We start from the raw sequence: 25,965 nt of genomic DNA, 5'->3' as shown, positions 1-25,965 counted from the left end.
TAATGTGACTTGCCTTAGAAGGAAGTACATGAAGAAGGAAGTTGGACAGCATGGTTAATCGCAAGCTGGTTGTATTTCTGCCGGCACATAATGAGGAATTGAATATTGGGGCGGTGATCTCCCGTATTCCGCGACAAGTGCGTCCGGGCTGGGAGGTCGAGGTGCTCGTGATAGATGATGGTTCTACGGATCGGACAGCCGAGGCTGCACGGGCAGCCGGAGCGGATCATATCGTTCAGTTTGCACGGAACCAGGGTCTTGGAGCTGCTGTGCGGGAAGGGCTTGCGGCGAGCCTCAGGCTGGGAGCGGATATCGGGTTGATGATTGATGCGGACAATGAATATCCGGCTGAAGAAATTCCCGATGTGGTGGCGCCGATCTTAGAAGGGCGGGCGGATTATACGATGGGCTCGCGCTTCAAAGGCGTGATACGCGGGATGAAGCTTCACAGGCGAATCGGAAATGTGTGCTTCACCTTCCTGCAGTGCGTGCTGCTTCGCCGGATGATTTGGGACGGACAGTCCGGAATGCGGGGATTCTCGCGGGAAGCTATGGAACGAGCGGATATCATCCATGATTATAACTATGCTCAGGTGCTTACGCTGAATCTGCTCCGGCAGGGTTTTCGTATGGAGGAAGTGCCCATCTCGTATCAGGTTAGAACGCAGGGGCAGTCCTTTATTAAATTCCGGAAGTATATGGGCAATGTACTCCCGGCTATATGGAAGGAAATGCGCCGTCCGGTAGAAAGGCGGCAGCAGTTCCAGTCTCTCAAGCCACGTATGCATCTGCAGCATGGACCGAAGGTGGAAGAGTAACATCATTATTTTGCTAGCGGTCACGATCGCATGAGAAGTGTGAAGTGTGAAGGGTATTACGGCGATTGCAGTGACATAGACGGAAGTTCAAAAGTCAGAGCGGGATTTAGGAGTGTGAACGGGTGCGCCATCTGAATAAAAAGCTTAGGCTGAGGGCGGCGCTGGTGCCCGTTCTTGGCATTCTGTTCGTCCTGGGGTGGATGGTCTACAGCTTCATGCACATGAGCCCATTTGCCGCTTCCTGGGATGAAGTTGATTTTGTACTGGCGTTAGACCGGTTTGATCTGCTTGCGATGCAGCCTCATTTTCCCGGTTATCCTTATTTTGTGCTGGGGGCTATGGCTGTACGGCAATTCGGAATTGACCCGGTTCATGCCTATGCGGTTTTGAATATTCTGCTTACGGCTTCGGCAGTTATGCCTATTTGGCTGTTGTCCAGAAGGATTCTTAGTCCGATATGGTCGCTGCTGGCTGTGCTGCTGATCCTAACCTCTCCTTATCTATGGCTGCAGGCACTGCGCCCAATGTCAGAAGCGGCCGGAATTGCTGTACTATGGTGGTTTTTATGGAGCTGGTGGAGAGCGATGGAGCACCGGACCTGGGCATCAGCTTGGATCGTTTTATTTTTGTTTGGCCTGCTGATGGGCGTGCGGCTGTCTTTTGTTCCCTTCGGTTTGTCGCTTGTATGGCTGGCGGCGATACTCATGAAGCAGTGGAGGTCACAAGGTAAACGGCCGGTTCCAAGAGCGGTCGTTTTCATCGCGCTTGCAGGCTTCTTCCAGCTCTTATGGGTCGCAGGGCTCGCGCTCAGCGAGGGTGGGTTTATCGGATTCGTGGAGCTGGCTGCAGCGTTCACGGAGGGGCACTTTGACAAGTGGGGCGGCGGCGTTGCTTCCGCGCCGGATGTGTCGTTTGCGGAGCGGGCGCTGCGCTTCGCAGGCGATAACGTGCTGTGGACCGGGATGTTCGCCCGGTCCGCAGCACTGCTTGGGGCGGCCGCCGCGCTGCTGCTGGCGGCCGTGCTCAGCGCGGGCGCGAGCCGCGCCCCGCGCTTGGCCGCGAGCCGCGGGCCGCGCCTGGCGGCCCGGGCGGCGGCATGGCTCAGCCGCCCGCCGCTGCCGGGGGCGCTCGCCATGCTCGCGGGCGCCTATGGCGCCTGGGCGCTGCTGGCGCAGAACATCGACAAGCCGCGCCACATCACGCCGCTGATTGGCGTGATGTGGCTGCTGCTGCTCGCGCTGTTCCGCGCGGCACCGCCGCAACCGCCGCTTGCCGCGCCAAACCCGCGCGCCTTGCGAAGCCGGCGCGCACTGCAAACCGCCGGCGCTATTCTCGCCGCCGGCATTATCACGCTCCAGGCGGCGCAAGGCGGCCTTCTGGCCGCGCAGCAAGCAAGCCAGCGGCCAGCGGTCTATCAGCTGGCTGGCGCCCTTCAATCCGCTCCGGCCCCGGGAAGCACGGTGCTCTACACCTGGGAAGAGACACGCGTGCTGGAATATTTGCATACGCCGATCCCGAGTAGAAGAATCGAGACGTACAACTATTTCATTGCGGATATACAGGCGAACCCGGATGCAACTATACTGCTCACCGATCATGTGCTGAAGGGCTTCGAGGCACAAGTGGGCCCCCTGCAGGCTAAAGTCAGGGAGGTTGCGCATTATCGCAGCCAATCGCTGTTTGACCCCGTTTATCACGATATAACCGTCTATGAGTGGATCAGATAGAGGCTTCAGTATGAGTTCTACAATTTTTAGTAAATAGTTGTTCATAACGTATTGACACTCCAATTGAAAATGATTATCATTATCCTCGGAGCTGATGGAAATCATCTCATATGTACATACTATTAAGTTACAGAAGGTGAAATCATGCGCATGATGACAGTGAAAACCGCAATGCTGGTCGTTGCGATCTTTCTCGCTCTTTCGCCGACGGGCGTATGGGCGTACTCTTACGGAAGTGCCGATTCAGAAGATGTGGCAGAGACTTTCAAGCTGGTTGTATCCTCGCTTGGACAATCACCTGCAGATTGGGATGGCGCACTGGCGGCCCACAAAGCCCGTCGCTCGGAGATTGCTTCCCACTTCGGAGAATCGGTAGCCGTAACCTTAGATAAGAACTTCGCTTCACGCAAAGCGGCACAGACCATCTCGAACTACAAATCCATCCTTGTGATGAATATCGACCGCCGCTTTGAAAATGCTGTACAGTCCATTGACGATTATGCCAAAGCAAAGCTGCTGCTTGCAAAAGCAAAGGCGACTTTCGATACCCTGGCCCCATATGCGGAAGCCAAGCTTTCTGCTTCGAAGATGGACGGCATCAAGGGGGATTTTGATAAAGCCCTCGATGCGATCGGCAATCCGGGATTGTTCGGAGTGGGACAGAAGGATGCGGATAAGAAAGCCTTGGAAGCAGCCGTCAATTCTATCTACAGCACGATTAAACCATTCTTCCCTTACACAGCTTACAAAGAACCTGTGAAAGAGCCGGCGGGCACTGGAACCGTTACAAAGCCAAAGCCGGGTACAGGTACGACTACGAAGCCTGCTGCACCCGCTGAGCCTGGCAAAGTGACAACAGGTCAAGATACGAATGCGGCTAAAGACGACGCTGTCAAAGAGCCCGCTGCAGAATCGCCCGTTAATGAACCAGCTAAGCCGGGTGACAATGACGTCAAGCCTGCCGGCGATGATTCCGGCAAGCCCGCAGACGACACAGCTGTTAAGCCGGTCGATGAAGATCAGCAGCCAGCTGCAGGAAGTCCCGATACTCCCGTTTCCTCTGATGAACCAGCGGCTGCGAACAATCAGTCGGCTGACGCCGGTCAAGCGGCGGACAGCACAGCCGATCAAGCAGTGGCGGAGACCATTGACGGAACTAAAGTTCATGCTCCGATGCAGCATGAAGACCGCACGAATCCAGCCGTAACTATCGGTGTTATTGGCGGGATTGTGGTTATAGGCGGAGGCGCTGTGTGGTGGGCGAGGCGCAAAGGTTTCTTCTAAAGAAAAATATGTCATTATTCATTTCATTCAAAACTAGGAGCGATAATTAATGAACCGTTTGAACAAATCCGTTTCCGTTCTTCTAACGATTTCCATGCTTGCTGCCGCATTCTTCACTTTTGCAGTAACGGCATTTGCCGATGATCTGCCTTCTAAGCCGACAGTCAATCAGGATGTTGCCCCGCAGCTTAAGGCTTTCGCGGACCTTAAGCAGCAATTTGCCGATAAGAAACCCATTGCCGACATCAAAGCGGCATATATCGCAAGCTTCGAGAAAAACGTGCTGGCAATCGACAGCAGCATTAAAGCCGGCGACCCGCTCGTGAATGAGAATATCCGGTTCGTCCTTGATCAAGCTGTCGCTGGCACGCTTTCCTACCAGCAGGCAGAGCAGGCGGTAGACAAAGGCCTGCAGTTCTACTTCTTCTTCATTATCAAAAACCTTCTTAACACAGGTGCCAAAACAGCGCTGACTGCGGGTGATCAGGCCACTGCACAAGCGTTTGTCGATAAAGCAGCACTCGTGTATACCTCTGCTCTTGAGGCGACTGTTCAAGCAACCGACGATCATTTTACAATCTCGCAAAAAGCAGTGTTTGACCAAGTACTTCCACTGTTCAAAGATGACATCGCCAAGAAGGATCTTGTTCAGTTCAACGTTCACCGTCAATTGATTGACAAAACGTTAATTAAAGTGTTCGCATTGGCTGCTCTAAGCTACGCACAGAAAATCTCCGCTTTGCCGGCGGCTGAGCAGCCTGCTGCGGTTATCGCAGGTTACTTCACTTACCAATCCGTGTATGGCTACCTGCGCGGCGGCGATGCGGTTGATGCCGATATTGTGAACAAAGCATTCGCTTCGGGCGATGTGAAGAAGATTAATGCCGCTGCAATCAAGCGTGCGATTACGCGCTGCTTCGTCGCTAAAGTAAGTGCATACAGCATTGAAGTAACGGAGAAGATCGGGAAAAAAGATCTTGCCGGCGCGGCAGCTACAGGAGGAGAGCTCGTAGGCTTCTTCGCAGCCAATGAGCCTTTCCTTGGTGAAAACTATAAAGAAGCGCAAGCATTGAACCCGCAAATTCTTACAGCATCTGCTGCTGGTGATACAGCTGCAATCAAGCTGCTTACGAATAAGATGGCAGAATACCTTGTCCAACTGGACGGAATTACGTTCAAGCCAGGTACGAAAGCAGTGACAGTAAACGGAGCGAATCAAACCGTTGCAGCTGCAGCGTTTGTTCAAAAATCCACATTCCGGACCCTTGTACCTACACGTTACTTGGAGCTTCTCGGATATACAGTGAACTATGTGGCAGCAACAAAAACGGCAGTTGTATCCAAAGACGGAATTACGCTTGAGCTTGCGATCGGAGCAAATACAGTCGTGAAGAACGGCGAAGTGATCAAAGACTTCAAGCTTGATCAACCGGTAGTCGTAAAAGACAAAGCGACGTTCCTGCCGCTTCGCGCAATTGCCGAGCTCTCCGGCAACCACGCTTACTACTACAATGGTCAAGTTATTGTTATTAAATAAGATGATTGCTTTGATCGCCCAGGCCGGGCGAACAGCATTCATCTAGATCCCCGCTCAAGTCCGCCCTGTTTCAGGGCGGGCTGGCGCGTTTTTATCAAGCTGAAGGAGTGAGCGTACACAATGAATTTGCAAGCTTTCCTCATCATGTTTCGCGAAGCGTTCGAAGCGATTTTAATCGTCGGGATTATTATTTCGTATTTGAACCGGATCGGACAATCCAAATGGAATAAATTTGTGTGGGTCGGGGTTGCACTTGCCATTGCGGCGAGCCTCGGAGTAGCCTTATTGTTCCAGGTTGTGCTCGACGGCTATGCGACGATGGGCAGCAAGGATTATTTGCGCATCGGGATTTTACTCGTTTCAGCCGGACTGCTTACCCATATGATTTTATTCATGAGTAAGCAGAATCGGGAGATGAGAGACAAGCTGCAGAGCAAAGTGGCGCTCATTCTTACAGCGGGCGGGGCGATCAATATGATTGTTCACTCGTTTCTCGTTACGCTGCGCGAAGGCGTGGAAACCATGTTCTTCTTCGCGGCGATCTCGCAGGGGGATATCTCGCAGGCGCTGCAGAGCTGGGGAGCTCTTCTGGGCATTGCGGCTGCTGCCGTGCTCGGGATTGTTGTGTTCAAAGGGAGTAAGAAGGTGCAGATCGGTACTTTCTTTAAGGTAACGAGCATCTTCTTGATTATGATTGCAGCCGGACTGTTCGTTCAGGCGGTCGGAGTTATGCAGGATTTGAAGGTAATCGGCAGTGTTTACAAGACAGCTGGCGGTGAAATCGGATCGATGTATGACTTGACATGGCTTATGCCCGAGCATCCGATCGATGAGACCAACTATATTCGCGATACCGGGAATCACCCTGTAATAAACGGGCAAGTCGGTATTTTCTTCAAGGCGTTTCTTGGCTACACCCAAGATCCTTCCCTTGAAGAGTTTGTCGGGTATTGGATGTATTACGCGTTTGTATTTGTCCTGCTGGCCAGGCAGAAGAAACTTGCCGCTCTCCGGTCAAGGGCCAATGATGTACGAGGTCCGGGTGCAGGCGGTACAGGCGATGGGGCTCCCGGTGCAGCAGATAATGATAAGATGATCAATATCAGCTCTGCGCGATCAGATGATGAGCAGCCGGTATCGGCCCGCATGTCATAGATGCAGGATGAAATCAATAGCGAAGGCTTTCTGCCGTTTAACGGCAGGAAGCCTTTTTAATTTTCCTGCTGTGCATACTTTTACCAGTAATGAGACATTCTAACCAGAAAAAAGAACCACCGGCGGAAAGGTGGATCCTGATGTTCGGCGATTATTTGAAAGGCCAGGCTGCAGGGGGCGGAATCAGTAAGAAGGTTAAGAAAAGGCAGACCATTCTTGACCGAGCAGCTAAAGCCCATATGAAGCCCTATGAGCTGATGCCGATATCGGATAGCTTGGAACAAAATGGCTTTCATCCAAGAAGAAATGGAGAAAGCGCAGATTTGATGATCAGGAGGATGGCGATTGGCGGGGAGGTTCCCTTTGGTCCTTCCCGAGACGCCGCGCTGGTTCATTAACGTCACTTTCATGCTGGTCATTGTATATGGGGTGATGCTTGGCATCGAAGTCATTGGCTGGACCGGCGAGCTGCTGTTTGTACGGATATCGCTTGTCATTGGGCTGATCTTTATCCTGCTGATCAATAAAATGGATTTTTCGAACATGAAGCCCATCTTGGCAGACGGCTGGTGGCAGCCGGTTAAAGGACTGTTTCCGATCTCAGGGTTTCCGCTGGCAGAGTATTCGTATTTGATGATGTTATTTCCGCTGGTGCGGCCGGAAGACCGCAAGAAGCTGAAACGCGCCATGTGGATTTCTTCTGCAGCCATCGGGCTTATGGGGTTATTTATCGCGGTTATGCTGCTCACGGTGCTGGGAGCGGAGCTCACCATGCACAGCCCTTTTGCCGTCTATGATATGGAGAAGCAGATCTCGGTAGGCGACGTGCTGGAGCGGGTGGAGATTTCCGTAGCGGTGATTTGGATCAGCACGATTTTCTCCAAAATGATTCTGTGCTTCTATGTGGTTAACGTCGCTTCAGCCCAGCTGCTCAGGTTCTCCACCTATCGTCCCATGGTGCTCCCGATGGCAAGCATCGTCATTCCGATGTCGTTTATCGTATTTCGGAACTCGGCACAACTGACCAACTTTGCATCGAAGGTATGGCCGGTTTTCAGCGTCTTTCAAGGCCTGGTGCTGCCGCTGATCCTATTGCTGGTGGCTGCGGTTCGGGGTATATCGGACAATAGCGTTCCCAAGGGCGGCTCCCGTTAACGAGATGCAGGCTGAGCAAGCGGATAAGGAGCAGGCCGGGCAGCCGCCGGAGGAAGCGTCTTCAAGTCAGACATAGACGCATGAGGTAGGGTTTGTTATAATTGTGAGGAAAATTTGACCAAGCGGGTGACCCCTATTTCCGCCCGTTGTTAGATTCATTCGCACGGAGGCGATTGTGTGGAGAGGTATATCAACAATTACGTAATTGTGGCGATCTTCATTATTCTCGGCATCCTGCTCCCAGTGGTCGCTCTATCCGTCGGCCGATTATTACGACCCAGCAAGCCAACCGAAGAGAAGAAAACGACTTACGAAAGCGGAAATGAACCGGTAGGGGAGGGACAGGTCCGTTTTAATGTGCGCTACTATCTGTTTGCGCTCATGTTCGTCATTTTCGATGTAGAAACCGTTTTCCTATATCCATGGGCCGTCGCATACAAGCAATTCGGCCTATTTGTGCTGGTTGAAATGGCGATCTTCACTGGACTTTTACTCATTGGGCTACTCTACGCTTGGAAGAAGAAGGTGCTGAAATGGAATTCAATTTAGAATCAATCACTCCTGAAGAGCGGCAAGAATTAGAACGCAATGTATTTATGGGCACGCTCGATCAATTAAAGGCTTGGGCGCGCAGCAACTCCCTGTGGCCGCTGACCTTCGGGCTCGCCTGCTGCGCTATCGAGATGATGGGGACAGGCGCGTCGCATTATGACCTCGACCGGTTCGGCGTTATATTCCGTACATCGCCGCGCCAGTCGGATGTCATGATCGTGGCCGGCACCGTAACGAAGAAGATGGGTCCGCTGCTTCGACGACTCTACGATCAGATGCCGGAGCCAAAGTGGGTTATTGCGATGGGCTCCTGCGCCACTGCAGGCGGACCTTACATTAAGTCCTATGCCGTGATGAAGGGCGTGGATCAGATCGTTCCGGTCGATGTTTATATTCCTGGCTGTCCTCCGAATCCGGCGGCGCTTATCTACGGGATTAACAAGCTGCAGGAGAAGATCCGTTACGAGGCGAAGACCGGGAAGCGGGTGACCAGCCGATGAGCGACGAGCAGGACAAAAAGGACAGCAGGCAGCCGGAGGAGCAGCTGAAGCCTGACCCTCAAGGGCAGGAAACATCTGCAGCAGCTCCGGACGAAGCAGCAGCAGGGGAACCGGTATCAGAAGCAGCAGGCCCGCCTGCTGCTGCAGCACCGGCCCAGGCCGCAAATGAGCCCGCTTCCAAGGCAGCAAACCCGGTGCAGGCTCCAGCTGAGGCTGCAGGCGAATCTTCTCCGCCGGAAGCGGGAAGCAAGCCCGTGCCGGCTGCAGAGGCGCTTGGCGGTGAAACGCCAGCACCCTCACGGGCTGCCGACCCAGAGCGGGAAGCGAAGCTGAAGGCGGCCGCTGAAGCCCGGGCGGCAAGAGCGGCTGCCAAGATTAGCGCCGTTGCCAGCGACCCTTCATCAGGCGCCGGCGAACCTGCTCCGGATGCGGGAGGCGCGGTTAATCCCGAACGCGAAGCGAAGCTGAAGGCAGCCGAGGAAGCGCGCGCGGCACGCGCTGCCGCCAAGGCTGCAGAAGGTGCGGCGGCTCCGGAAGAGCCTAAACCGCCGTCACCGAAACAGCCGCAGCTGGATGAAGCCCTTCAGCTTATTCAGACGCTCGTATCCGAAGCTGCAGTGGAAGAATCCTACATAAACGAAATGAACGGCCATATGCCGACTTTTATAATCAAGAATGAGCATTGGACAGAGGTAGCGAAGCTGTTCCGCTCGCATCCCGTGCTGGACAGCGATTTTCTGCGCAATGTATCCGGGGTCGATTACGAGACGTATCTGGAAGTGGTGTACCATCTTATATCCATCTCCACCAAGAAGGAATATGCCGTTAAGATCAAAGCAGACCGCGAGAATCCCCAGGTAGCATCTGCCGCCCCGGTTTGGGCGACGGCCAATTGGAATGAGCGCGAAATCTATGATCTGCTCGGCATTGATTTTACCGGTCATCCTGACCTGCGCCGTATCATGATGCCTGACGATTGGGTAGGCCATCCGCTGCGTAAAGACTATGAACCGCTAGATCCGGAGGTGTGACCAGCCGTGATTCGTACCGAAGAACTTTTGCTTAATGTAGGACCGCAGCATCCCAGTACGCATGGCGTCTTCCGTATTGTCGTCAAGCTGGACGGCGAAGTGATTACGGAGGCGACGCCGGTTATGGGTTACCTTCACAGAGGTACCGAGAAGCTGGCTGAAGATTTGAATTACACGCAGATCATTCCTTACACGGATCGAATGGATTACGTATCGGCGATGACGACCAACTATGTGCTCTGTCATGCCGTTGAGACGATGATGGGGCTCGAAATACCGATTCGCGCCGAGTTTATGCGGCTGATCGTGATGGAGCTGCAGCGTGTAGCGAGCCATCTGGTCTGGTGGGGAACCTACCTGCTGGATATCGGTGCGATGAGCCCATTCCTGTTTGCATTTCGCGACCGGGAAATCATCATTGACCTGTTTAATGAGCTCTGCGGGGCCAGACTCACTTACAACTACATGCGTGTAGGCGGCGTGAAATGGGATGCCCCGGACGGCTGGATCGATAAAGTACGCGACTTCATCCCTTATATGGAGAAGAAGCTGGATGAATATAACGATCTCGTGAGCGGGAACGAAATTTTCCTCGCCCGGATCCGGGGTGTTGGCAAATACGATGCGCAAACCGCAATCGAATACGGCCTCTCCGGCGCGAATCTTCGCTGCACAGGCGTAGATTGGGACTTGCGCAAAGCAGAGCCTTACAGCTTATACAGCCAGTTTGAGTTTGACGTTCCGCTCGGTAAGAACGGCGACTGCTATGACCGTTACCTGATCCGGCTGGAAGAGGTGCGTCAAAGCCTGCGCATCCTGAAGCAAGCGGTGGAACAGTTCCCGCCGCCCGGCGATGTCATGGGCAAAGTGCCGCGTGTCATTAGACCGCCGGCCGGTGAAGTGTATGTCCGCATTGAATCGCCCCGCGGCGAAATCGGCTGCCATATCGTCTCCAAAGGGAAGGCAGAGCCCTACCGTCTGAAATTCCGTCGTCCGTCCTTTGTGAATCTGCAAATTCTGCCCAAGCTGTTAGTCGGCGAGACGATGACCAACCTCATTACAATTCTGGGCGGCATTGATATTGTCGTCGGGGAGGTAGACTGTTAATGGGTTCATGGCTTGATGAAACGCTGACATGGGGGAATGCCCTGATCTTTTTCCTTTGGGGCGTCATCCTGCTGGCCCTTGTGCTCGGCTTTGTGAGCTATGCGATTTTCTTCGAGCGCAAGGTCATTGGCTGGATGCAGTTCCGGATCGGCCCGAACCGGGTAGGCCCGATGGGACTGCTGCAGACGGTAGCGGATATTATGAAGCTGCTGATGAAGGAGGATACCATCCCGCGCAAAGCGGACCGGGCGCTGTTCATTCTGGCGCCGGCGCTTGCTTATGTGCCTGCCTTTGCGGTATTGGCAGTCATTCCTTATACACAGAACCTTTATTTTGCGGATATCAATGTTGGATTGCTCTACTATGTGGCCCTGTCCGGCATTTCGACGATTGCGATTGTTCTGGGCGGCTGGGCTTCGAATAATAAGTACGCGCTGCTGGGCGGTATGCGTTCAGCGGCTCAGATGATCAGCTATGAAGTGCCGCTCGTCATCTCGGTCGTCGGCGTCGTTATGCTGACAGGAAGCTTGAATCTGCGTACGATCGCACAGGCGCAGGGCGACTGGTTCTGGCAGTGGAACTTCCTGCCGCAAATCATCGGCTTTGTGATCTTCGTCATTGCGGCGGTATCTGAGCTTAACCGGACGCCTTTCGACCTGCCGGAAGCGGAGTCCGAGCTCGTTGCGGGCTATCATGTGGAGTACAGCGGCTTCCGCTTCGCCTTCTTCATGCTGACGGAATACGTCTATGTCTATGCAATCGCTGCGCTGACTACGGTGCTGTTCCTAGGCGGATGGCATGCGCCGGCGCCTTTCCTTGATTTTGTCCCGGGCATTATCTGGTTCCTGCTGAAGTTCTCGTTCATTGTGTTCTTCCTGTTCTGGATTCGGGCGACGCTGCCGCGGATCCGGATTGATCAATTGATGGGGCTCGGCTGGAAGGTGCTGCTGCCGCTCGCGATCTTGAATGTGTTTTTGACGGCTGTTTATATGGAGCTGTTTATTAAAGGGTAACGGAGGGAGAACGAATGAAAGGTCTCTTCAAAGGATTAGGTGTCACGTTCAAAGCGATGACCGCAAAAAAAGTTACCACTTCCTATCCCGATGTGCCGTTCGTGATGCCCGACCGGTTTCGCGGCATCCAGCATTTCGAGCCGGACAAATGTATCGTTTGCAACCAGTGTGTCCGGGTTTGCCCAACGGAGTGTATTACCTTGACGGGGAAAGCGAATCCCGATCCAAATAAGAAGGGTAAAGTCATCGACACGTACGATATCAACTTCGAAATTTGCATTCTGTGCGACCTGTGCACGGAGGTTTGTCCGACGGAGGCGATTGTCATGACGAACAACTTCGAGCTGGCGGCCTACAGCCGCGATGAACTGTTTAAAGATCGGGAATGGCTGGATAACAACAATAAAAATGTACGTCAGGACAATAACAATATTGGAGCTCCTGCTGCGGCAAAGGGAGGAGCCAAATAACCTATGTTTAATGTGAACGTTACCGGCGAGTTTGTCGCGTTTTTCGTCTTCGCCGTACTCATCATCAGCGGTGCGGTGCTTATGGTCAGCTTTACGAAGGTCGTGCATATGGTTGTTTCCTTAGCCGCCGTCTTTATCGGCGTTGCCGGCATGTTCGTCCTGCTGGATGCGGAGTTTCTGGCATTCGTGCAGGTGCTGATCTACGCGGGAGCGATATCGATTCTGATGATCTTCGGCATTATGATGACCAAACACCAAAGCAATGGGGAAGAGAGCGCCAGACCGCTGCAGGAAACTCTGACCGCGATCGGTGCTTTGGCGCTGTTTGGCATTCTGTTCTATGCGATCCGTCAAACGGATTTTCCGCAGCCGCAGCAGCCGTTTGATGCTGGTGCAGATAATACGATGGAAATCGGGAAGCTCCTTTTTACCGGCTACGTGGTGCCGTTCGAGCTCGTTTCTGTTCTGCTGACTGTTGCTTTTATCGGTGCTATTGTGCTTGCGAAAAAGGAGGCAGATTAGCATGTTATCATCCTATTTAACGATGGCGGCGATATTATTTTGCATCGGGCTTTATGGAGCACTGGTGAAAAAAAATGCAGTCATCGTGCTGCTGTCGATTGAGCTGATGCTCAATGCGGTTAACCTCAACCTTGTTGCTTTCTCCAAATACGGCGTTGTTCCGTCGCTGAGCGGACAAATGTTTACGCTCTTCAGCATAGCGGTTGCAGCGGCGGAAGCGGCAGTGGGAATTGCTGTGTTAATCGCCTTGTTCCGGGCGCGTGGAACCGTCAACGTCGATGAATTCGACGAGATGAGGAGGTAACGCCAAGTGGATATGATGTTCTCGCAAAAGGCCTGGCTAATTCCGATGTTCCCGCTGGCTGCGTTCCTGCTTCTGCTTGCCTTCGGCCGGTCGCAGCGCGCGCTGGGCGCGCTGCTCGGCATAATTGGATCGCTGGGCGCGCTCGTGCTTTCCATTCTCGTCCTGATTGAACATATGCGGGACGGGGCCAGCTATTATCAATACAGCTTCAAGTGGCTCGAGATCGGCAGTTTTCACATTAACGCAGGCTTTGAGGTTACCAATTTAACGGCCTTGATGCTGGTGATTGTTACGATTGTCGCCTTCCTTGTGAATGTCTACTCTGCCGGTTATATGAAAGAGGATGAGCGAATAACCGTCTTCTACAGTTATGTTGCCCTCTTTACATTCTCTATGCTCGGACTTGTTCTCGCAGATAATATGCTGACGCTCTATATCTTCTGGGAGCTTGTCGGTGTATGCTCGTTCCTGCTTGTCGGGTTCTGGTATGCGAAGCCGGAGGCTAAGGCTGCTGCTAAGAAAGCCTTCATCGTTACGCGGATCGGGGACGCAGGGCTGCTGCTCGGCATCCTGCTGCTTTATTGGTATATGCCCGATCATGCGCTCGATTTTGTGCATATCCAGAATGTGTTCGACGGCCAAAGCGGAGCGATTACAGCAGGTGTTACGACATTGATTGCGCTGTTGATTTTCGTTGGAGCGGTAGGCAAATCCGGTCAGTTTCCGCTGCATGTCTGGCTGCCCGATGCAATGGAAGGGCCGACGCCAATCAGTGCGCTGATTCATGCGGCAACGATGGTTGCTGCCGGAATCTATCTTGTTGCACGCACCTTCGATATCTTTCAAGCTTCGCAGGCAGCGCTGGATACGGTCGCCTATGTCGGAGCTTTTACCGCGATATTCGCAGCAACCATCGGAGTGGCGCAAAATGATATTAAGCGTATACTCGCATACTCGACCGTCAGTCAGCTGGGCTACATGATGATGGCCCTGGGACTTGGCTCCCTGACAGGAGGCATCTTCCATCTGCTGACGCATGCTTTCTTCAAGGCGCTTCTGTTCCTTGGCGCGGGCAGTGTCATTCATGCGGTACATACTCAGAACATTAATGAAATGGGCGGCCTTGGATCAAAGATGAAAATAACCGCGTGGACCTTCGGCATTGGCGCATTGGCGCTGTCCGGAATTCCGCCGTTCTCCGGATTTTGGTCCAAGGATGCGATCTTGAACACAGCTATGCATGAGAAGCCGGCGCTGTTCGTTGCGGGCATTGTCGCTGCTTTCTTCACAGCCTTCTATATGTCCCGCTTGTTCTTCCTCGTATTCACAGGCAAGCCGAAGGCAGGAGAGCCTGCGCATGAGTCGCCATCGTCGATGACGATTCCGCTTATCGTGCTTGCTGTTCTGGCAATAGGTGCGGGCTTTATTCAAACCCCGTGGAACGATACGCTGGGCTTCTGGCTGACAGACGGCGCTGAGGTGGAGAATGGCGGGGGCGGCCTCGTGATGGTCATTTCAGCGGCTGTCGGTATTCTCGGAATCTACTTGGGCTGGCTCGTATTCGTAAAAGGGACGATTGCCCGGGATGCGGTCTCCGCGCGTATGCCATGGCTTGTCAGGCTGCTGGAGCGTAAATATTATATCGACGAGTGTTATGAGTATGTGATTGTGAAGCCGCTGCGAGGTTTCGGCCTGGCCCTGCACGCATTTGACCGCTATGTCGTGGACGGTGCCGTACGTCTGGTATCAGGCTCCGTTGTGCTGCTTGGCAAGGGCGGCACCCGCCTGCAAAACGGCCAAGTTCAAACCTATGGCTTAATTACTTTGTTCGGGCTCCTCATTCTTATCGCGATCGTTGCCCTAAGGAGGTTCTGGTAATGTTATCCGATCTCCCGATTCTATCCTGCATTATCTTCTCGCCGCTGCTTGGCCTGCTTGTTCTGCTGTTTCTGCCGAAGCAGCGCAGCAGATGGCTGAAAACGACGGCTATTATAGCAACCTTGATTCCGCTGCTGCTGTCTCTATGGCTCTATGCGGATTATGACAGTACCAAGGGCGGCAAAACTTATGAAGAGCTGTCGACATGGGTCGATGCTTCTCTGAATAAGGAAGTTGTCGGCGCCGTATCTTCTTACTCTTTCAAGTTTCAGTATCACTTGGGCATAGACGGCTTATCGCTGCCCTTGCTGCTGCTGACGACGATTGTCGGTGTAATGGCGGCGCTCGCTTCAGTCAACGTGAAGAAACGCTGGAAGTCCTTCTATATCTGGTTCTTACTGCTGGAAGTAGGTATGCTCGGCGTGTTTCTGGCTAGAGATGTATTCCTGTTCTTCGTATTCTTCGAGCTTACGCTTATCCCGATGTTCTTCCTGATTGGAATATGGGGCTTTATGAACCGGGAGAGAGCGGCGAATAAGTTCCTGCTCTATAACGGAATAGGCTCGGCGATCATGCTGATTGCTTTCGTCATGCTGGTGTCCACTGCCGGCTTTCGCGCGGATCAAGTGCCGGATAAACAGGAAACTCATTTATCCTACAGCGGAAGCTACGAGGTCATTCAGCAGAATCTGACGGATCCGGCATCCTACGTGAATGCAGCGCCGCCTGCAAATTCGCAGGAAGGGGAAGGCAATCCGTTCTATTTGTCCAAGACGATGCGCTGGTCGATCTTTCTGCTGCTGCTCCTTGCTTTTGGCATCAAGCTACCGGTTTTCCCCTTCCATACGTGGATGCTTAAGGTGCATGCGGAAGCACCGCCTTCGGTGGTTATGATTCACTCGGGTGTCCTGCTTAAGATGGGCGCTTACGGCTTATTGCGCTTCGGCGTGTTCATGTTCCCGGGCGAGGCCAAGGACTGGGCGGCCGTACTCGCCATTCTCGGCGTGGTGAATATTCTTTACGGCGCTGTTCTGGCGCTCGTTCAGAAGGAATTCAAGCTCGTATTAGCTTATTCGTCGATTAGCCATATGGGCATTGTGCTGCTTGGCATTGCCTCGTTCAATGAAATCGGACTGCAGGGAGCGATGATCCAGCTCGTGTCGCATGGGCTTATCTCCGCGCTGCTGTTCCTCATCGTAGGGAGCATATATGAGCGTACGGGCTCGACGCAGCTTAGCGATCTTGGAGGATTGGCGAGGAGCCTGCCATTCATCAGCGGCATTCTGCTGACGGCGGGGATGGCTTCGCTTGGACTGCCCGGTTTATCCGGATTCGTCGGTGAATTCTTATCGCTGCTCGGGCTGTTCGACTCGATGCGGATCATTACCGCAGTTGCGGTGCTGGGCGTCATTCTCACGGCCGTCTATGTGCTGCGGAGCATACTTGGGATTACCTTTGGTCCGATGTCCGAACGGTATGCCGCGCTTCGCGATGCAAGGTTAATAGAGGCGGTTCCAATGATTACCCTGCTTGCATTCATCCTGCTGATCGGCATATACCCATCGGTATTGACGGAGCCGATGAAGCATGGCTTCGATGCACTGCTGGAGCAAATTAACGAGAAGGTGGGGAGGTAGCGCATGGACGTTGTACAACAACCGCTTCAGTCGCTTTCTTGGAGCGACGCGGCCTATCTCGCCCCGGAATGGATTTTAATTGTGTTTATGGTTGGGCTAGCGGTCATTGATCTGCTGCTTCCAAGGCGCGTAACCCGTTCCTTTATCGGGTGGCTGACGTTAGGCGGACTGCTTACCTCGCTCGGGTGTGTCGTATGGCGGCTGCTCGATATTAACAGCGCCGCATCAGCGACAACGAATGCGAACGGGCAAGTTGTCAGCGGCGTCATCCGACTATTAGCGGACAGTTACCGGATTGATAACTATGCAAGCTTATTCAAAATCGTGTTCCTCACAGCGACCGCTCTTATTGTTCTCATGAGTCTTGGGTCGGTGAAGAGAGAGGATATTGCAGACAAAGGCGAGTACTATTATCTGCTCTTGCCCGCAGTTGTCGGCGCCATGATCATGGCTTCCTCAGGCGATATGCTGACGCTCTATATCGGTCTGGAGCTGCTCAGCATTACGACCTATGTGCTTGTCGGCATACGCAAGCATGCCGTGCAGTCGGCTGAGGCCGCCTTCAAGTATGTAGTGACAGGCGGAATCTCCTCGGCGCTGATCTTGTTCGGGATGTCTTATCTGTATGGAATAACAGGAGCAACGAACTTAGGAGCTATGGCTCAAAGCATCCAGCAGCATGCCGGTGATTATAAAGAGCTGCTCTATGTGGCTTTCTTCTTCCTGCTTGCGGGCCTTGGCATCAAAATCGCCGCCGCGCCGTTTCACGTATGGGCACCTGATGTCTATCAAGGCGCACCGACGCCGATTACCGCCTTTCTTGCGGTTGTATCCAAAGGCGCTGCATTTGCGATCGTATTCCGTCTGATCTACAACGTCGTCTTCCATGCTACTACGCCGGAAGCGCCGCTGGCAGATGACGTCTTTCTAGCGATGCTCATTATGGCGGCTGCTGCAATGGTTATCGGATCGGCGGCTGCCCTGCGGCAGAAGAATGTGAAGCGGCTCTTGGCGCTCTCCGGTGTTGCCAATGCAGGCTACTTACTCGTTCCTGTGAGCTTATCTCTGAACGGGATGCATGTGTCCAACTTCGGGGAATTTATTTTTTACCTGGCGGTATATCTGCTTATGACAATCGGTGCCCTAGCGGTCGTTACGGTCATCAGCGCGGCCGCCGGTCACGATGAGATCAGCGGCTTTGCCGGATTATATTATCGGGCGCCGTGGACGGCAGCAGCCATGATTGTCTTCGTATTATCACTTGCCGGATTACCGGTGACGGGCGGATTCTTCGGGAAGCTGTTCATCCTGCTCGGAGCTGCGCAGACGCAGACCTACTGGATTATTGCGGTGATGGTTGCGAGCAGCGTAGTCTCTTATTACTTCTATTTTGGCTTTATCCGGCAGATGTTTATGCGCTCAACGTCAGAGGAGACTGTCCATGTGCCAGTCCCTACCGGTCTTGTTATCTGGATCTGCGCCATCGCAACGGTAGCGATCGGTATCCTGCCAGGGCCGATGATGAGCTGGGTGAATGACCATTTCACAATTATTAATGATTTGTTCATTGGCAGCCAGCCCGGCGGTTGAGGGTGCAAGTTGAATTTAGAGAAGATTAGGGCCGCGCCACAGCAGGTGGATGCGGCCCTGTTTGTGCTGGATTGTCAGGTATGTTATGGTTCATTGAAACTTTAAATCTATATTCGGCACCAGCGGCATACATATCGTGTGAGGATCAGCGGAGAGTGCAGTACATACGAACTTTTATCATAAATTGAACAAATTTGGAAAAGGAATAAGATATAATGAGAGCGAATCGTTTCATACTAACAATTTGCAGGTTAAAGGCAGAATATGATGAACCCATCCTACTTGGAATTCAACTCGAACAACTGTAAACGAACGGATACAACGGAGTCGTTGAGCAGGCAGAGCAATGAACAATCGTTAGGCTGTGAAAAAGGTCTAGCCTGCTTCATGACGTCCACTGAGGCAGGGGGTACCCCGCTGGCCCGGTTGATCCGAACGCCAATGCGTGCTTTGCACCTCGCGCTGCACGGGACACTTGCAGCGCTTCTGCTCTGGTGCGGCCCTGCACTGGCGGGATCCGCCGCCGCAGGGACTGCTCATGCGGCCGCGCCGCCAGCGCCTGCGGCGAGCAGTGCGCCCTCGCTGAGCGGCGCTCCGGCGGCGAGCGGCGCTCCAGCGGCGCAGCCGGCCGGCGCCGCTGGAGGCGCACTTGAGGAGCCGCATACCTGGCTCCTCAAGTGGCGCGACCCCGGGCAGGCGAAGCCTCTGCCCGGAACGCGCGTGCTTCGCCGTCAAGCGATGCCGGCGGCCGCGCTTGACGTGGTCCGCCCCGAAGATCCCGGGGCGGACCAGGGCGAATGGCTCCGGCGGCTGCGCCAGACGCCGGGCGTCGAATACGTGCAGCCGAGCAGCACGATCACGCTGCTCGGTGCCGCAGTGAAGACGGATGATCCGGAGCTCCCGAAGCAGCTGCATCTGAATCTCATCCGGGCCAAGGAAGCGTGGGCAACCGTCCACGACCAGACGAACCTGACGATTGCGCTCGTAGATACTGGGGTGGATATGGATCACCCCGATCTGAAGAATAATTTGGTGGGAGGCACAAATCTCGTTAATCCGGGCAAACCGCCTGAGGACGATAACGGCCACGGCACGGCGGTGGCCGGGGTACTGGCAGGCGAAGGGAATAACAAAGAGGGTGTCTCCGGAATTCTGTGGCATGCCAAGATCATGCCGATTAAAGCACTGGACAAAGACGGCTACGGAGACGAAGAACGCCTTGGGGAAGCGATTTTGTACGCGGTTAAGAGCGGTGCCCGAATCGTTGTCCTCTCTGTTGGTTTGTACCGGTACTCCCCTTATCTAAGCGACATTGCGCAGTATGCCGAAAGTAAAGGGGTGCTGCTGGTCGCTGCAAGCGGCAATGACGGCGCTGCTCTAGGAACCAAGGCGGAAGTCAAATACCCTGCTGCCTACCCGACAGTCTTGGCTGTGGCCGGGGCCAATACGAAAGGCAACCCGGAGCCCCGCTCCAATCCCGGTTCTGAAATTGATGTTGCTGCACCGTGGAATGTATATACGACGGCAGTCGGGGGCGGATACAAGCATGAGGAAGGAACGTCAATGGCAGCGCCTCAAGCGGCAGCCGCAGCGGCGCTTGTCTGGGCGGTGCATCCGGAATTTAAGCCGTACCAAATCCGTGCTATGCTTCGTCAGACGGCAAAGGATATCGGTAATGCGGGCGTCGATAATGCCAGCGGCTATGGCCTTCTGCAGATCGACAAGGCGGTTACAGCAGCGCTGAAGACGGACAATTATGAGCCTGACAACAGCCGCGACAACGCTAAGAAGTTTCCTCTGCACACGAAGATTTCAGCGGAGCTCACGGGGGGTAAGGATAAAGACTGGTTTATCATTGATGCTCCCTATGACGGTGTCATTTCGATTCAATTCCAGGGCATTATTGCTGCCGGAGAGCCGCTGCCAGCCGTTCAAATGACGCATTATTCGGGTGAAGCGCTGCAAAGCACAAAAGATGCCAAACTCGGCAACCAAACGGTGGAATGGAACGTCAAGAAGGGTAGGAATTATTTTGAGCTGCAGTTCTTTAACCAACAGCTTAAACAAACGCTCCCATACTTGCTTACCTCCACCTTCGAAATTGCCCCTGATGCTTATGAGAAAAACGACAAATCTTATCAAGCCTTCACTCTTGCACCGCGTTCGCAGTCTGTTGTAGGCAACTTCCATCAGACAGGGGACCGGGATTGGTATGCCGTACATTTTGAAACGGGCGGTACGCTTAAGTTATCCGTTTCTGCAGATTCCGTGCGGGTGGATCTCGCGCTTGGCATACAGCGGGCCGAGGAAGCGCTTCAGGAAATCGATGATAACGGGGAAGGAGAGAGTGAAGCCTCCCAAATTATCAATGTTTCACCGGGCACTTATTATTTCCGCGTACACAATGCGATGTCAGCGCAAGCAAGCGCTGCAGCAGCGCAGTATACGTTGAAGCTTGAATTCAAAACCAAATATACGGACCCCAACGAACCGAATAACAAGTCCTATGAAGCGACGGGAATTCGTCAAGGCTCCGATTACAATGGGGTTATTGGGACGCCGGGAGATTTGGACTGGTACCAATTACGGTTGACAACCACCAGCTTTGTACGGATAACAATTAAAGGAATACCTGCAGGCATTACGATGAAGGCAGAAATTACCGATAAAAAACAGAAGCTGCTCTTCAACATGCAAACGACTGCCAATCAATCCGTAATGACACAGGAAAAGCAGCTGGATGCTGGCGTTTATTATATCAAAGTAAGTGCAAGCAGCAGCTTTGATAAGCAGTACTACGGGCTTCGTGTGAGTACGGATGCCGTGGTGGCAGGTTTTCGCGATATTGACGGAAGCTGGGCGGAGGCTTCAATTGTCGAGCTGAACAAACGTCATATTATTGCCGGCAGCGGAAGCTTCCGCTTTAATCCGGAGCGGAGCATCACCCGTGCGGAGGCCGTCTCCATGCTGGCAAGAGCTCTTAATCCGCAAGAACTGTCCGCTGCCGTGCCGTTCAAAGACGTTCCGCAGAACCATTGGGCGCGCGGGTCCATTGTCAAAGCAGTGAGCATGGGATGGATTGCCGGTTATTCAGATGGGAGCTTTGGACCGGGACGGTATATTACCCGTGAAGAAATGTCCGTCATTTTAGCGCGAGTATTGAAACTGCCTGCCGTATGGCCGTCCTCACCCCCGTTTCGCGATGTGGACAGCATTCGCTGGTCGGCTGCCGCGATTGACCGGATGAAACAAGAAAAACTGATCAGCGGCTACACCGGTGCGCTGTTCAAGCCGGAGCAGAGAGCCAGCCGGGCAGAGTTTGCATCCGTACTGCTGCGGGTATTGAATAAGACATGATAGGCTGTACGCTTTATTATTTGCCCGAAAAAGCCGTTCGAAGGAGAACATGAACAATGAATATGGATCATATCGTCGCGACGACTGCCGGACAGCACGCTCTCGTTTCCATCGTTATTGAGCTGCTAAGCATCACGCTTGCCTGGTACGTCCTGCAGGAACTGAAGCTGGATCTCTTTATGCGAAGGTCCAGAAGCTTGCAGGCAAGGCTCCTGCAGGTGATGCTGGCAGTCGTGCTCGGACATCTGTTTGCCGGGTTTGTCGTTGACTATTGGGAATGGTCAAACCTGCTTAGAGGACTTGTCGAATAACTAAATCGAAACATGTCAACAATGGGTAATACATGACGGTACGAAAAACGAAAACGGCTGCGAATAGTATGAAATGCCTGTATTCGACAGGGAGAAAATAACGCTTGTCGATTTGTGTAAGCGGATGGTAAGATGTAGGTTGGGTAAAAGCATGGAACCAGAAATTTCAGAAATAGGTAAAAGAATCTACTGCGCGCGGAGGGAAACCTAAAGATGAGCAAAATAATCGTCCGCGGCGGCCAGCGACTATCAGGGAACGTTCGAGTAAGCGGTGCTAAGAATGCCGTATTACCAATTCTCGCGGCCACGTTACTTGCAAATAAAGGTGAATGTGTAATCCAAGATGTTCCCTTTCTAGACGATGTCATAACGATTCAAAAAGTGCTTGCTGCCCTTGGCGGCAAGTTAACATATGAGAATGAGACGATGCGCATCTCCGCGCAGCAGCTTACGTCATTTGAAGCTCCTTATGAATTAGTCCGCAAAATGCGTGCTTCGTTCCTCGTCATGGGACCGCTGCTTGCCCGATTGGGCAGAGCAAGAATATCACTGCCAGGCGGCTGCGCAATCGGAACACGTCCGATTGACCAGCATCTCAAAGGCTTTGAAGCTATGGGTGCTGAGATTGTACTGGGCCAAGGCTTTATTGAAGCCCGTACAGCAGGCCGCTTGAAGGGCGCCAAAATTTATCTGGATGTGGCTAGCGTCGGCGCAACAGAGAATATTATGATGGCAGCATCCCTTGCTCAAGGTACAACAACGATTGAGAATGCGGCGAAGGAGCCGGAAATCGTCGATCTTGCCAACCTCTTGAACGCAATGGGCGGAAAAGTGCGCGGAGCCGGTACAGGGCTTATTCGTATCGAGGGCGTAGAGCATTTGAATGGTGTTGCACATACCGTAATACCTGACCGCGTTGAAGCGGGTACTTATATGATCGCCGCGGCAATGACCGGCGGTGATGTTCATATCGAAGGCGCTATTGCAGATCACTTGGCTCCTGTTATCTCGAAAATGCAGGAGATGGGTGTAGAGATTACAGAAACCGATAACGGACTTCATGTCCGTGCTCCAAGGAAGCTCAAGGCGGTGGATGTCAAAACTTTACCGTACCCTGGATTTCCGACAGATATGCAATCCCAAATGATGGCTTTGCTTATGGTTTCGGAAGGCACAAGCATCGTGACGGAGACCGTATTTGAGAACCGTTTCATGCATGTAGAAGAATTCCAAAAAATGAGCGCTCAAATCAAAGTCGATGGACGTTCGGCTGTCATCAGCGGCGGCGTTCCTTTAACCGGGGCCAAAGTTATGGCGACTGACCTTCGGGCAGGAGCAGCGCTTGTATGTGCAGCACTTTGTGCAGACGGCGAAACCGAAATTACCGGTATTCATCATGTCGATCGCGGATACGTCGATATTACAGGTAAATTAGCCGCACTCGGTGCCACCATCATTAGAGTGGATCTGGCGGAACAACCGGCGCCAGTCGTTGTTAAGGCAGAAGTTTTTGAACCTGTGTTCGCATCCGTGCTGGACGCAGTTGCAGCAGAACCGGCTGCGGAGAAGTCAAATGAGTTCAAACGCGAAAAAGAGGTTAGCCGTATTAAGGCTCAACCAACTTGGGCGTAACAGGCTGAATAAGATAACCCTACTGCTGATGCAGTAGGGTTTTTTGATCGTTCATTTCTTTTTTGGCGGGGATCCGCGTCTGTTCTTGCAAGGGCCGGGAATGATTTGATGTCCCTTTTCCCTTTTCATTCATCCATTCCATCCTTCTTCTTCGTGAGGGTACTATCCTACTATTCCGGTTCATAGAATGTAACAAAATAGGAACTGAGAGAAATAAGAATAGGAGAACTGGAAGGAGTATGGGATGAAGCGGGTAAAATGGAGGACTAGGCGCCCTCGCGGAAGTAGAGTTTGGACAAGGTTATGGCTCATCGGCTTTATTAGCGGCCTGCTCATGGTCATTCTTGTACGCGGCACCATGCATATGCTGGACCGAAATCCGGAAGTGAAAGAGGAGAACGGCCAGACCGGCTTTGATTTGGTAGAATCGTCGCCGGTGCAGAAGATCCCTGAGAAGACGGAGCGGCAATCGGTTGATCGAAATGATAAGAAAGCTTCTCAAGAAGCTTCTAAGGAGACACACGAGGAAAGGTTAAGCGAGTATGACCGGCTGTGGGTACGTGTATATCTTGCAGAGGAGAAGCGTGTCGAGAAAATGCCGATTGAGCTGTATGTTCGGGGTGTTATTGCAGGGGAAATGCCAATCGATTTTGAGCTCGAGGCGCTGAAGGCGCAGGCGATAGCTGCCCGTACGTATATCTACAGGCGGTTGCAGTCGGCAGACCGCAGTGACATGCCAAGCGAAGCTCAGGGAGCGGAAGTCGTGAACACGGTGCAGAATCAGGTATACATACCATTAGGCGCCCTTCTGGACCGTTGGAGCGGTCAGGCCAAAGAAGAGAATCTGAAGAAGCTCAATGAAGCGGTAGAGCAGACAAAGGGTCAAATCATTACTTACGAGGGCGAGCCGATAGAGGCTGCATTTTTCTCCACCAGCAATGGTTATACGGAGAATGCATCCGATTATTGGGAGGTTGATCTTCCCTATCTGCGCAGTGTGACGAGCCCATGGGACAAAGAGATTTCTCCCCGTTACCAGGAAACGACTGCGATGAAGCTAAGCACATTTAGCAGTAAGCTGGGTGTTAAGGAGAATGCGGCTCGGCAGATGCGTATAATAGATACGACAGAAGGAAGACGAATTAAGACCGTGGCTATCGGAAAAGACATGTTCAGCGGAAGAGAGATTAGAGAAAAGCTGGGTCTTGCATCCTCTCAGTTCACATGGAGCATTAAAGGGGATGAGATCACAATTACCACTTATGGTTATGGACACGGAGTCGGAATGAGTCAGTGGGGAGCGAACGGTATGGCTCAGGAGGGACAAAGCGCGGAACAAATCGTCACCCATTACTATACGGGAACAAAGGTGCAGCAGGCTGCCGGATTGCTAGACTAGCTTCTCTTCTTTGACCCTCTACTGCCTTCCTCGCAGCCTAGTTATCTTATAATCTCAAAAAATGTTAATCCCTCACGTATAAACTGCTAGGTTGTGGCAACAATGGCTAGTGAGGTGATCGAATATGAATGATCAAAACAAACCAAAGTTAGACACTCCCAAAAATACAATGGGAGGAACTGCCGTAAAACCTTCTGCTTGGAGAAAGCTGTTGTCGAAGAAGTGGGCAGCACCAGCAGCATTCATGGCCGCGGCAGCAATCATCGTAACCTTAATGTGGCTCTACCAGGGAGCGGATGAGACATCTACGAAACCAGCAAACACCGAATCCGAGGTTAGCCAAGGTACGACGGATGCAACGGCTGAAGCAACACCGCCAGACGATGAAGCTGTTGCAGTGATCTCGTCCAACGAGACGATCCAATGGCCGGCCGACCGCACTCAGCTCGAAGTTGTTTCTTCGTATTACGATGCTAATGGCACCAATGAAGAACGTCAAGCAGGATTGATTCAGGACGGCAACAAATTTTATGCTAATCAAGGCATCGATCTTGCCAAAGCGGATGATAAACCTTTTGACGTTACGGCTGCTCTAAGCGGTATCGTATCGTTAGCAGGCACCCATCCTCTGAACGGCAGCTATATTGAGATTAAGCATTCGGACGGAATCGTTACCGTCTACCAAAGCTTGAGCGGCGTTAAAGTTAAAGTCGGTGACGAAGTCAAGCAAGGAACAATCATTGCTCAAGCTGGAAGAAGCGAGCTTGGCAAAGATCTGGGAGTTCATCTTCACTTTGAAGTCCGTAAAGACGGCAAACCAATGAATCCAAGTACTTTGATCGAGCAATAACATTTTGATCAGTTTGAGCTATCGGATGCAAATAAGGCAAAAGGCAGGGGAAACCCTGCCTTTTGCCTTCAGGCTGTCGAGAAAGTCTCGACAGCCTTGTTTATGTTCAAATAATTTAATACGACACCGCGTTAAT

Annotated in this window: 23 protein-coding genes; all 23 read left to right on the top strand. The window is 52.8% G+C overall.

Features of this window, described 5'->3' with window-relative positions; all coding sequences use genetic code 11:
• The first annotated feature begins 50 nt into the window (after positions 1-50).
• The 23 genes from ACFPYJ_RS01195 to ACFPYJ_RS01085 all read left to right on the top strand — a co-directional run bounded on the left by ACFPYJ_RS01195 (position 51) and on the right by ACFPYJ_RS01085 (position 25,829).
• Positions 51-818, top strand: a complete 768-nt coding sequence (locus ACFPYJ_RS01195; protein WP_379186207.1) for a glycosyltransferase family 2 protein — start codon at positions 51-53, stop codon at positions 816-818.
• 122 nt (positions 819-940) lie between these two features.
• Positions 941-2,545, top strand: a complete 1,605-nt coding sequence (locus ACFPYJ_RS01190) for an ArnT family glycosyltransferase (protein ID WP_379186206.1) — start codon at positions 941-943, stop codon at positions 2,543-2,545.
• Positions 2,546-2,689: 144 nt separating this feature from the next.
• Positions 2,690-3,829: a prolipoprotein diacylglyceryl transferase gene (locus tag ACFPYJ_RS01185; RefSeq protein WP_379186205.1), complete on the top strand. Its 1,140-nt coding sequence runs from the start codon at positions 2,690-2,692 to the stop codon at positions 3,827-3,829.
• Positions 3,830-3,878: 49 nt separating this feature from the next.
• The gene (locus ACFPYJ_RS01180; protein ID WP_379186204.1) at positions 3,879-5,366 is read left to right on the top strand and encodes a stalk domain-containing protein; all 1,488 of its coding nucleotides are present in this window, start codon (positions 3,879-3,881) and stop codon (positions 5,364-5,366) included.
• A gap of 120 nt (positions 5,367-5,486) precedes the next feature.
• On the top strand, positions 5,487-6,521 hold the full coding sequence (locus ACFPYJ_RS01175) for an FTR1 family iron permease (RefSeq protein WP_379186203.1): 1,035 nt from the start codon (positions 5,487-5,489) through the stop codon (positions 6,519-6,521).
• A 140-nt stretch (positions 6,522-6,661) separates the two neighbouring features.
• Entirely contained in the window at positions 6,662-6,919 is a 258-nt protein-coding gene (locus tag ACFPYJ_RS01170) for a hypothetical protein (RefSeq protein WP_379186202.1), read from the top strand.
• Positions 6,867-7,676: a GerAB/ArcD/ProY family transporter gene (locus ACFPYJ_RS01165; protein ID WP_379186201.1), complete on the top strand. Its 810-nt coding sequence runs from the start codon at positions 6,867-6,869 to the stop codon at positions 7,674-7,676. The genes ACFPYJ_RS01170 and ACFPYJ_RS01165 overlap by 53 nt, the downstream gene beginning before the upstream one ends.
• Before the next feature lie 177 nt (positions 7,677-7,853).
• Positions 7,854-8,225 (top strand): NADH-quinone oxidoreductase subunit A, encoded by a 372-nt coding sequence (locus tag ACFPYJ_RS01160; RefSeq protein WP_379186200.1) that lies wholly within the window; start codon positions 7,854-7,856, stop codon positions 8,223-8,225.
• Positions 8,210-8,728, top strand: a complete 519-nt coding sequence (locus ACFPYJ_RS01155) for a NuoB/complex I 20 kDa subunit family protein (RefSeq protein WP_379186199.1) — start codon at positions 8,210-8,212, stop codon at positions 8,726-8,728. Before ACFPYJ_RS01160 ends, ACFPYJ_RS01155 begins: the two co-directional genes overlap by 16 nt.
• Positions 8,725-9,759, top strand: coding sequence for an NADH-quinone oxidoreductase subunit C (locus ACFPYJ_RS01150; RefSeq protein ID WP_379186198.1), 1,035 nt, complete (start codon positions 8,725-8,727; stop codon positions 9,757-9,759). The genes ACFPYJ_RS01155 and ACFPYJ_RS01150 overlap by 4 nt, the downstream gene beginning before the upstream one ends.
• A 6-nt stretch (positions 9,760-9,765) precedes the next feature.
• A complete protein-coding gene (locus tag ACFPYJ_RS01145) occupies positions 9,766-10,866 on the top strand; it encodes an NADH-quinone oxidoreductase subunit D (RefSeq protein WP_379186197.1) in 1,101 nt (366 codons plus the stop codon).
• A complete protein-coding gene (nuoH, locus tag ACFPYJ_RS01140) occupies positions 10,866-11,879 on the top strand; it encodes an NADH-quinone oxidoreductase subunit NuoH (RefSeq protein WP_379186196.1) in 1,014 nt (337 codons plus the stop codon). The genes ACFPYJ_RS01145 and nuoH overlap by 1 nt, the downstream gene beginning before the upstream one ends.
• 14 nt (positions 11,880-11,893) lie before the next feature.
• On the top strand, positions 11,894-12,349 hold the full coding sequence (gene nuoI, locus ACFPYJ_RS01135; RefSeq protein ID WP_379186195.1) for an NADH-quinone oxidoreductase subunit NuoI: 456 nt from the start codon (positions 11,894-11,896) through the stop codon (positions 12,347-12,349).
• Between the two features lie 3 nt (positions 12,350-12,352).
• Entirely contained in the window at positions 12,353-12,871 is a 519-nt protein-coding gene (locus tag ACFPYJ_RS01130; RefSeq protein ID WP_379186194.1) for an NADH-quinone oxidoreductase subunit J, read from the top strand.
• A gap of 1 nt (position 12,872) precedes the next feature.
• On the top strand, positions 12,873-13,175 hold the full coding sequence (gene nuoK, locus ACFPYJ_RS01125; RefSeq protein WP_379186193.1) for an NADH-quinone oxidoreductase subunit NuoK: 303 nt from the start codon (positions 12,873-12,875) through the stop codon (positions 13,173-13,175).
• Positions 13,176-13,187: 12 nt separating this feature from the next.
• Positions 13,188-15,053 (top strand): NADH-quinone oxidoreductase subunit L, encoded by a 1,866-nt coding sequence (gene nuoL, locus ACFPYJ_RS01120; protein WP_379186325.1) that lies wholly within the window; start codon positions 13,188-13,190, stop codon positions 15,051-15,053.
• On the top strand, positions 15,053-16,690 hold the full coding sequence (locus ACFPYJ_RS01115; protein WP_379186192.1) for a complex I subunit 4 family protein: 1,638 nt from the start codon (positions 15,053-15,055) through the stop codon (positions 16,688-16,690). The genes nuoL and ACFPYJ_RS01115 overlap by 1 nt, the downstream gene beginning before the upstream one ends.
• Before the next feature lie 3 nt (positions 16,691-16,693).
• A complete protein-coding gene (locus ACFPYJ_RS01110; RefSeq protein WP_379186191.1) occupies positions 16,694-18,280 on the top strand; it encodes an NADH-quinone oxidoreductase subunit N in 1,587 nt (528 codons plus the stop codon).
• Positions 18,281-18,544: 264 nt separating this feature from the next.
• Complete coding sequence (locus ACFPYJ_RS01105; RefSeq protein WP_379186190.1) at positions 18,545-21,637, top strand: S8 family serine peptidase; 3,093 nt, start codon at positions 18,545-18,547, stop codon at positions 21,635-21,637.
• 56 nt (positions 21,638-21,693) lie between these two features.
• Positions 21,694-21,948 carry a DUF1146 domain-containing protein gene (locus ACFPYJ_RS01100; RefSeq protein ID WP_379186189.1) on the top strand — a complete coding sequence of 85 codons (255 nt, stop codon included), beginning with the start codon at positions 21,694-21,696 and terminating at the stop codon, positions 21,946-21,948.
• Between the two features lie 213 nt (positions 21,949-22,161).
• Positions 22,162-23,580: a UDP-N-acetylglucosamine 1-carboxyvinyltransferase gene (gene murA / locus ACFPYJ_RS01095; RefSeq protein WP_379186188.1), complete on the top strand. Its 1,419-nt coding sequence runs from the start codon at positions 22,162-22,164 to the stop codon at positions 23,578-23,580.
• 244 nt (positions 23,581-23,824) lie between these two features.
• On the top strand, positions 23,825-24,979 hold the full coding sequence (gene spoIID / locus ACFPYJ_RS01090; RefSeq protein WP_379186187.1) for a stage II sporulation protein D: 1,155 nt from the start codon (positions 23,825-23,827) through the stop codon (positions 24,977-24,979).
• Positions 24,980-25,103: 124 nt separating this feature from the next.
• Positions 25,104-25,829 carry a peptidoglycan DD-metalloendopeptidase family protein gene (locus tag ACFPYJ_RS01085; protein ID WP_379186186.1) on the top strand — a complete coding sequence of 242 codons (726 nt, stop codon included), beginning with the start codon at positions 25,104-25,106 and terminating at the stop codon, positions 25,827-25,829.
• Positions 25,830-25,965 lie beyond the last annotated feature (136 nt).

Origin of the sequence: Paenibacillus solisilvae (assembly GCF_042656405.1) — a bacterium.
GTDB classification, from domain to species: Bacteria; Bacillota; Bacilli; order Paenibacillales; family Paenibacillaceae; genus Paenibacillus_Z; species Paenibacillus_Z solisilvae.
The sequence above is the reverse complement of the archived record's forward strand: the minus strand, read 5'-3'. Positions and strand labels throughout refer to the sequence as shown.

What these genes read in the sequence shown, in the direction of transcription:
- spoIID (WP_379186187.1), top strand. Translation starts at nt 23,825, where the DNA reads ATGAAGCGGGTAAAATGGAGGACTAGGCGCCCTCGCGGAAGTAGAGTT.
- murA (WP_379186188.1), top strand. Translation starts at nt 22,162, where the DNA reads ATGAGCAAAATAATCGTCCGCGGCGGCCAGCGACTATCAGGGAACGTT.
- ACFPYJ_RS01115 (WP_379186192.1), top strand. Translation starts at nt 15,053, where the DNA reads ATGTTATCCGATCTCCCGATTCTATCCTGCATTATCTTCTCGCCGCTG.
- nuoL (WP_379186325.1), top strand. Translation starts at nt 13,188, where the DNA reads ATGATGTTCTCGCAAAAGGCCTGGCTAATTCCGATGTTCCCGCTGGCT.
- ACFPYJ_RS01150 (WP_379186198.1), top strand. Translation starts at nt 8,725, where the DNA reads ATGAGCGACGAGCAGGACAAAAAGGACAGCAGGCAGCCGGAGGAGCAG.
- ACFPYJ_RS01170 (WP_379186202.1), top strand. Translation starts at nt 6,662, where the DNA reads ATGTTCGGCGATTATTTGAAAGGCCAGGCTGCAGGGGGCGGAATCAGT.
- ACFPYJ_RS01175 (WP_379186203.1), top strand. Translation starts at nt 5,487, where the DNA reads ATGAATTTGCAAGCTTTCCTCATCATGTTTCGCGAAGCGTTCGAAGCG.
- ACFPYJ_RS01105 (WP_379186190.1), top strand. Translation starts at nt 18,545, where the DNA reads ATGATGAACCCATCCTACTTGGAATTCAACTCGAACAACTGTAAACGA.
- ACFPYJ_RS01130 (WP_379186194.1), top strand. Translation starts at nt 12,353, where the DNA reads ATGTTTAATGTGAACGTTACCGGCGAGTTTGTCGCGTTTTTCGTCTTC.
- ACFPYJ_RS01185 (WP_379186205.1), top strand. Translation starts at nt 2,690, where the DNA reads ATGCGCATGATGACAGTGAAAACCGCAATGCTGGTCGTTGCGATCTTT.
- nuoI (WP_379186195.1), top strand. Translation starts at nt 11,894, where the DNA reads ATGAAAGGTCTCTTCAAAGGATTAGGTGTCACGTTCAAAGCGATGACC.
- ACFPYJ_RS01155 (WP_379186199.1), top strand. Translation starts at nt 8,210, where the DNA reads ATGGAATTCAATTTAGAATCAATCACTCCTGAAGAGCGGCAAGAATTA.
- ACFPYJ_RS01100 (WP_379186189.1), top strand. Translation starts at nt 21,694, where the DNA reads ATGAATATGGATCATATCGTCGCGACGACTGCCGGACAGCACGCTCTC.
- ACFPYJ_RS01085 (WP_379186186.1), top strand. Translation starts at nt 25,104, where the DNA reads ATGAATGATCAAAACAAACCAAAGTTAGACACTCCCAAAAATACAATG.
- ACFPYJ_RS01195 (WP_379186207.1), top strand. Translation starts at nt 51, where the DNA reads ATGGTTAATCGCAAGCTGGTTGTATTTCTGCCGGCACATAATGAGGAA.
- nuoH (WP_379186196.1), top strand. Translation starts at nt 10,866, where the DNA reads ATGGGTTCATGGCTTGATGAAACGCTGACATGGGGGAATGCCCTGATC.
- ACFPYJ_RS01110 (WP_379186191.1), top strand. Translation starts at nt 16,694, where the DNA reads ATGGACGTTGTACAACAACCGCTTCAGTCGCTTTCTTGGAGCGACGCG.
- nuoK (WP_379186193.1), top strand. Translation starts at nt 12,873, where the DNA reads ATGTTATCATCCTATTTAACGATGGCGGCGATATTATTTTGCATCGGG.
- ACFPYJ_RS01180 (WP_379186204.1), top strand. Translation starts at nt 3,879, where the DNA reads ATGAACCGTTTGAACAAATCCGTTTCCGTTCTTCTAACGATTTCCATG.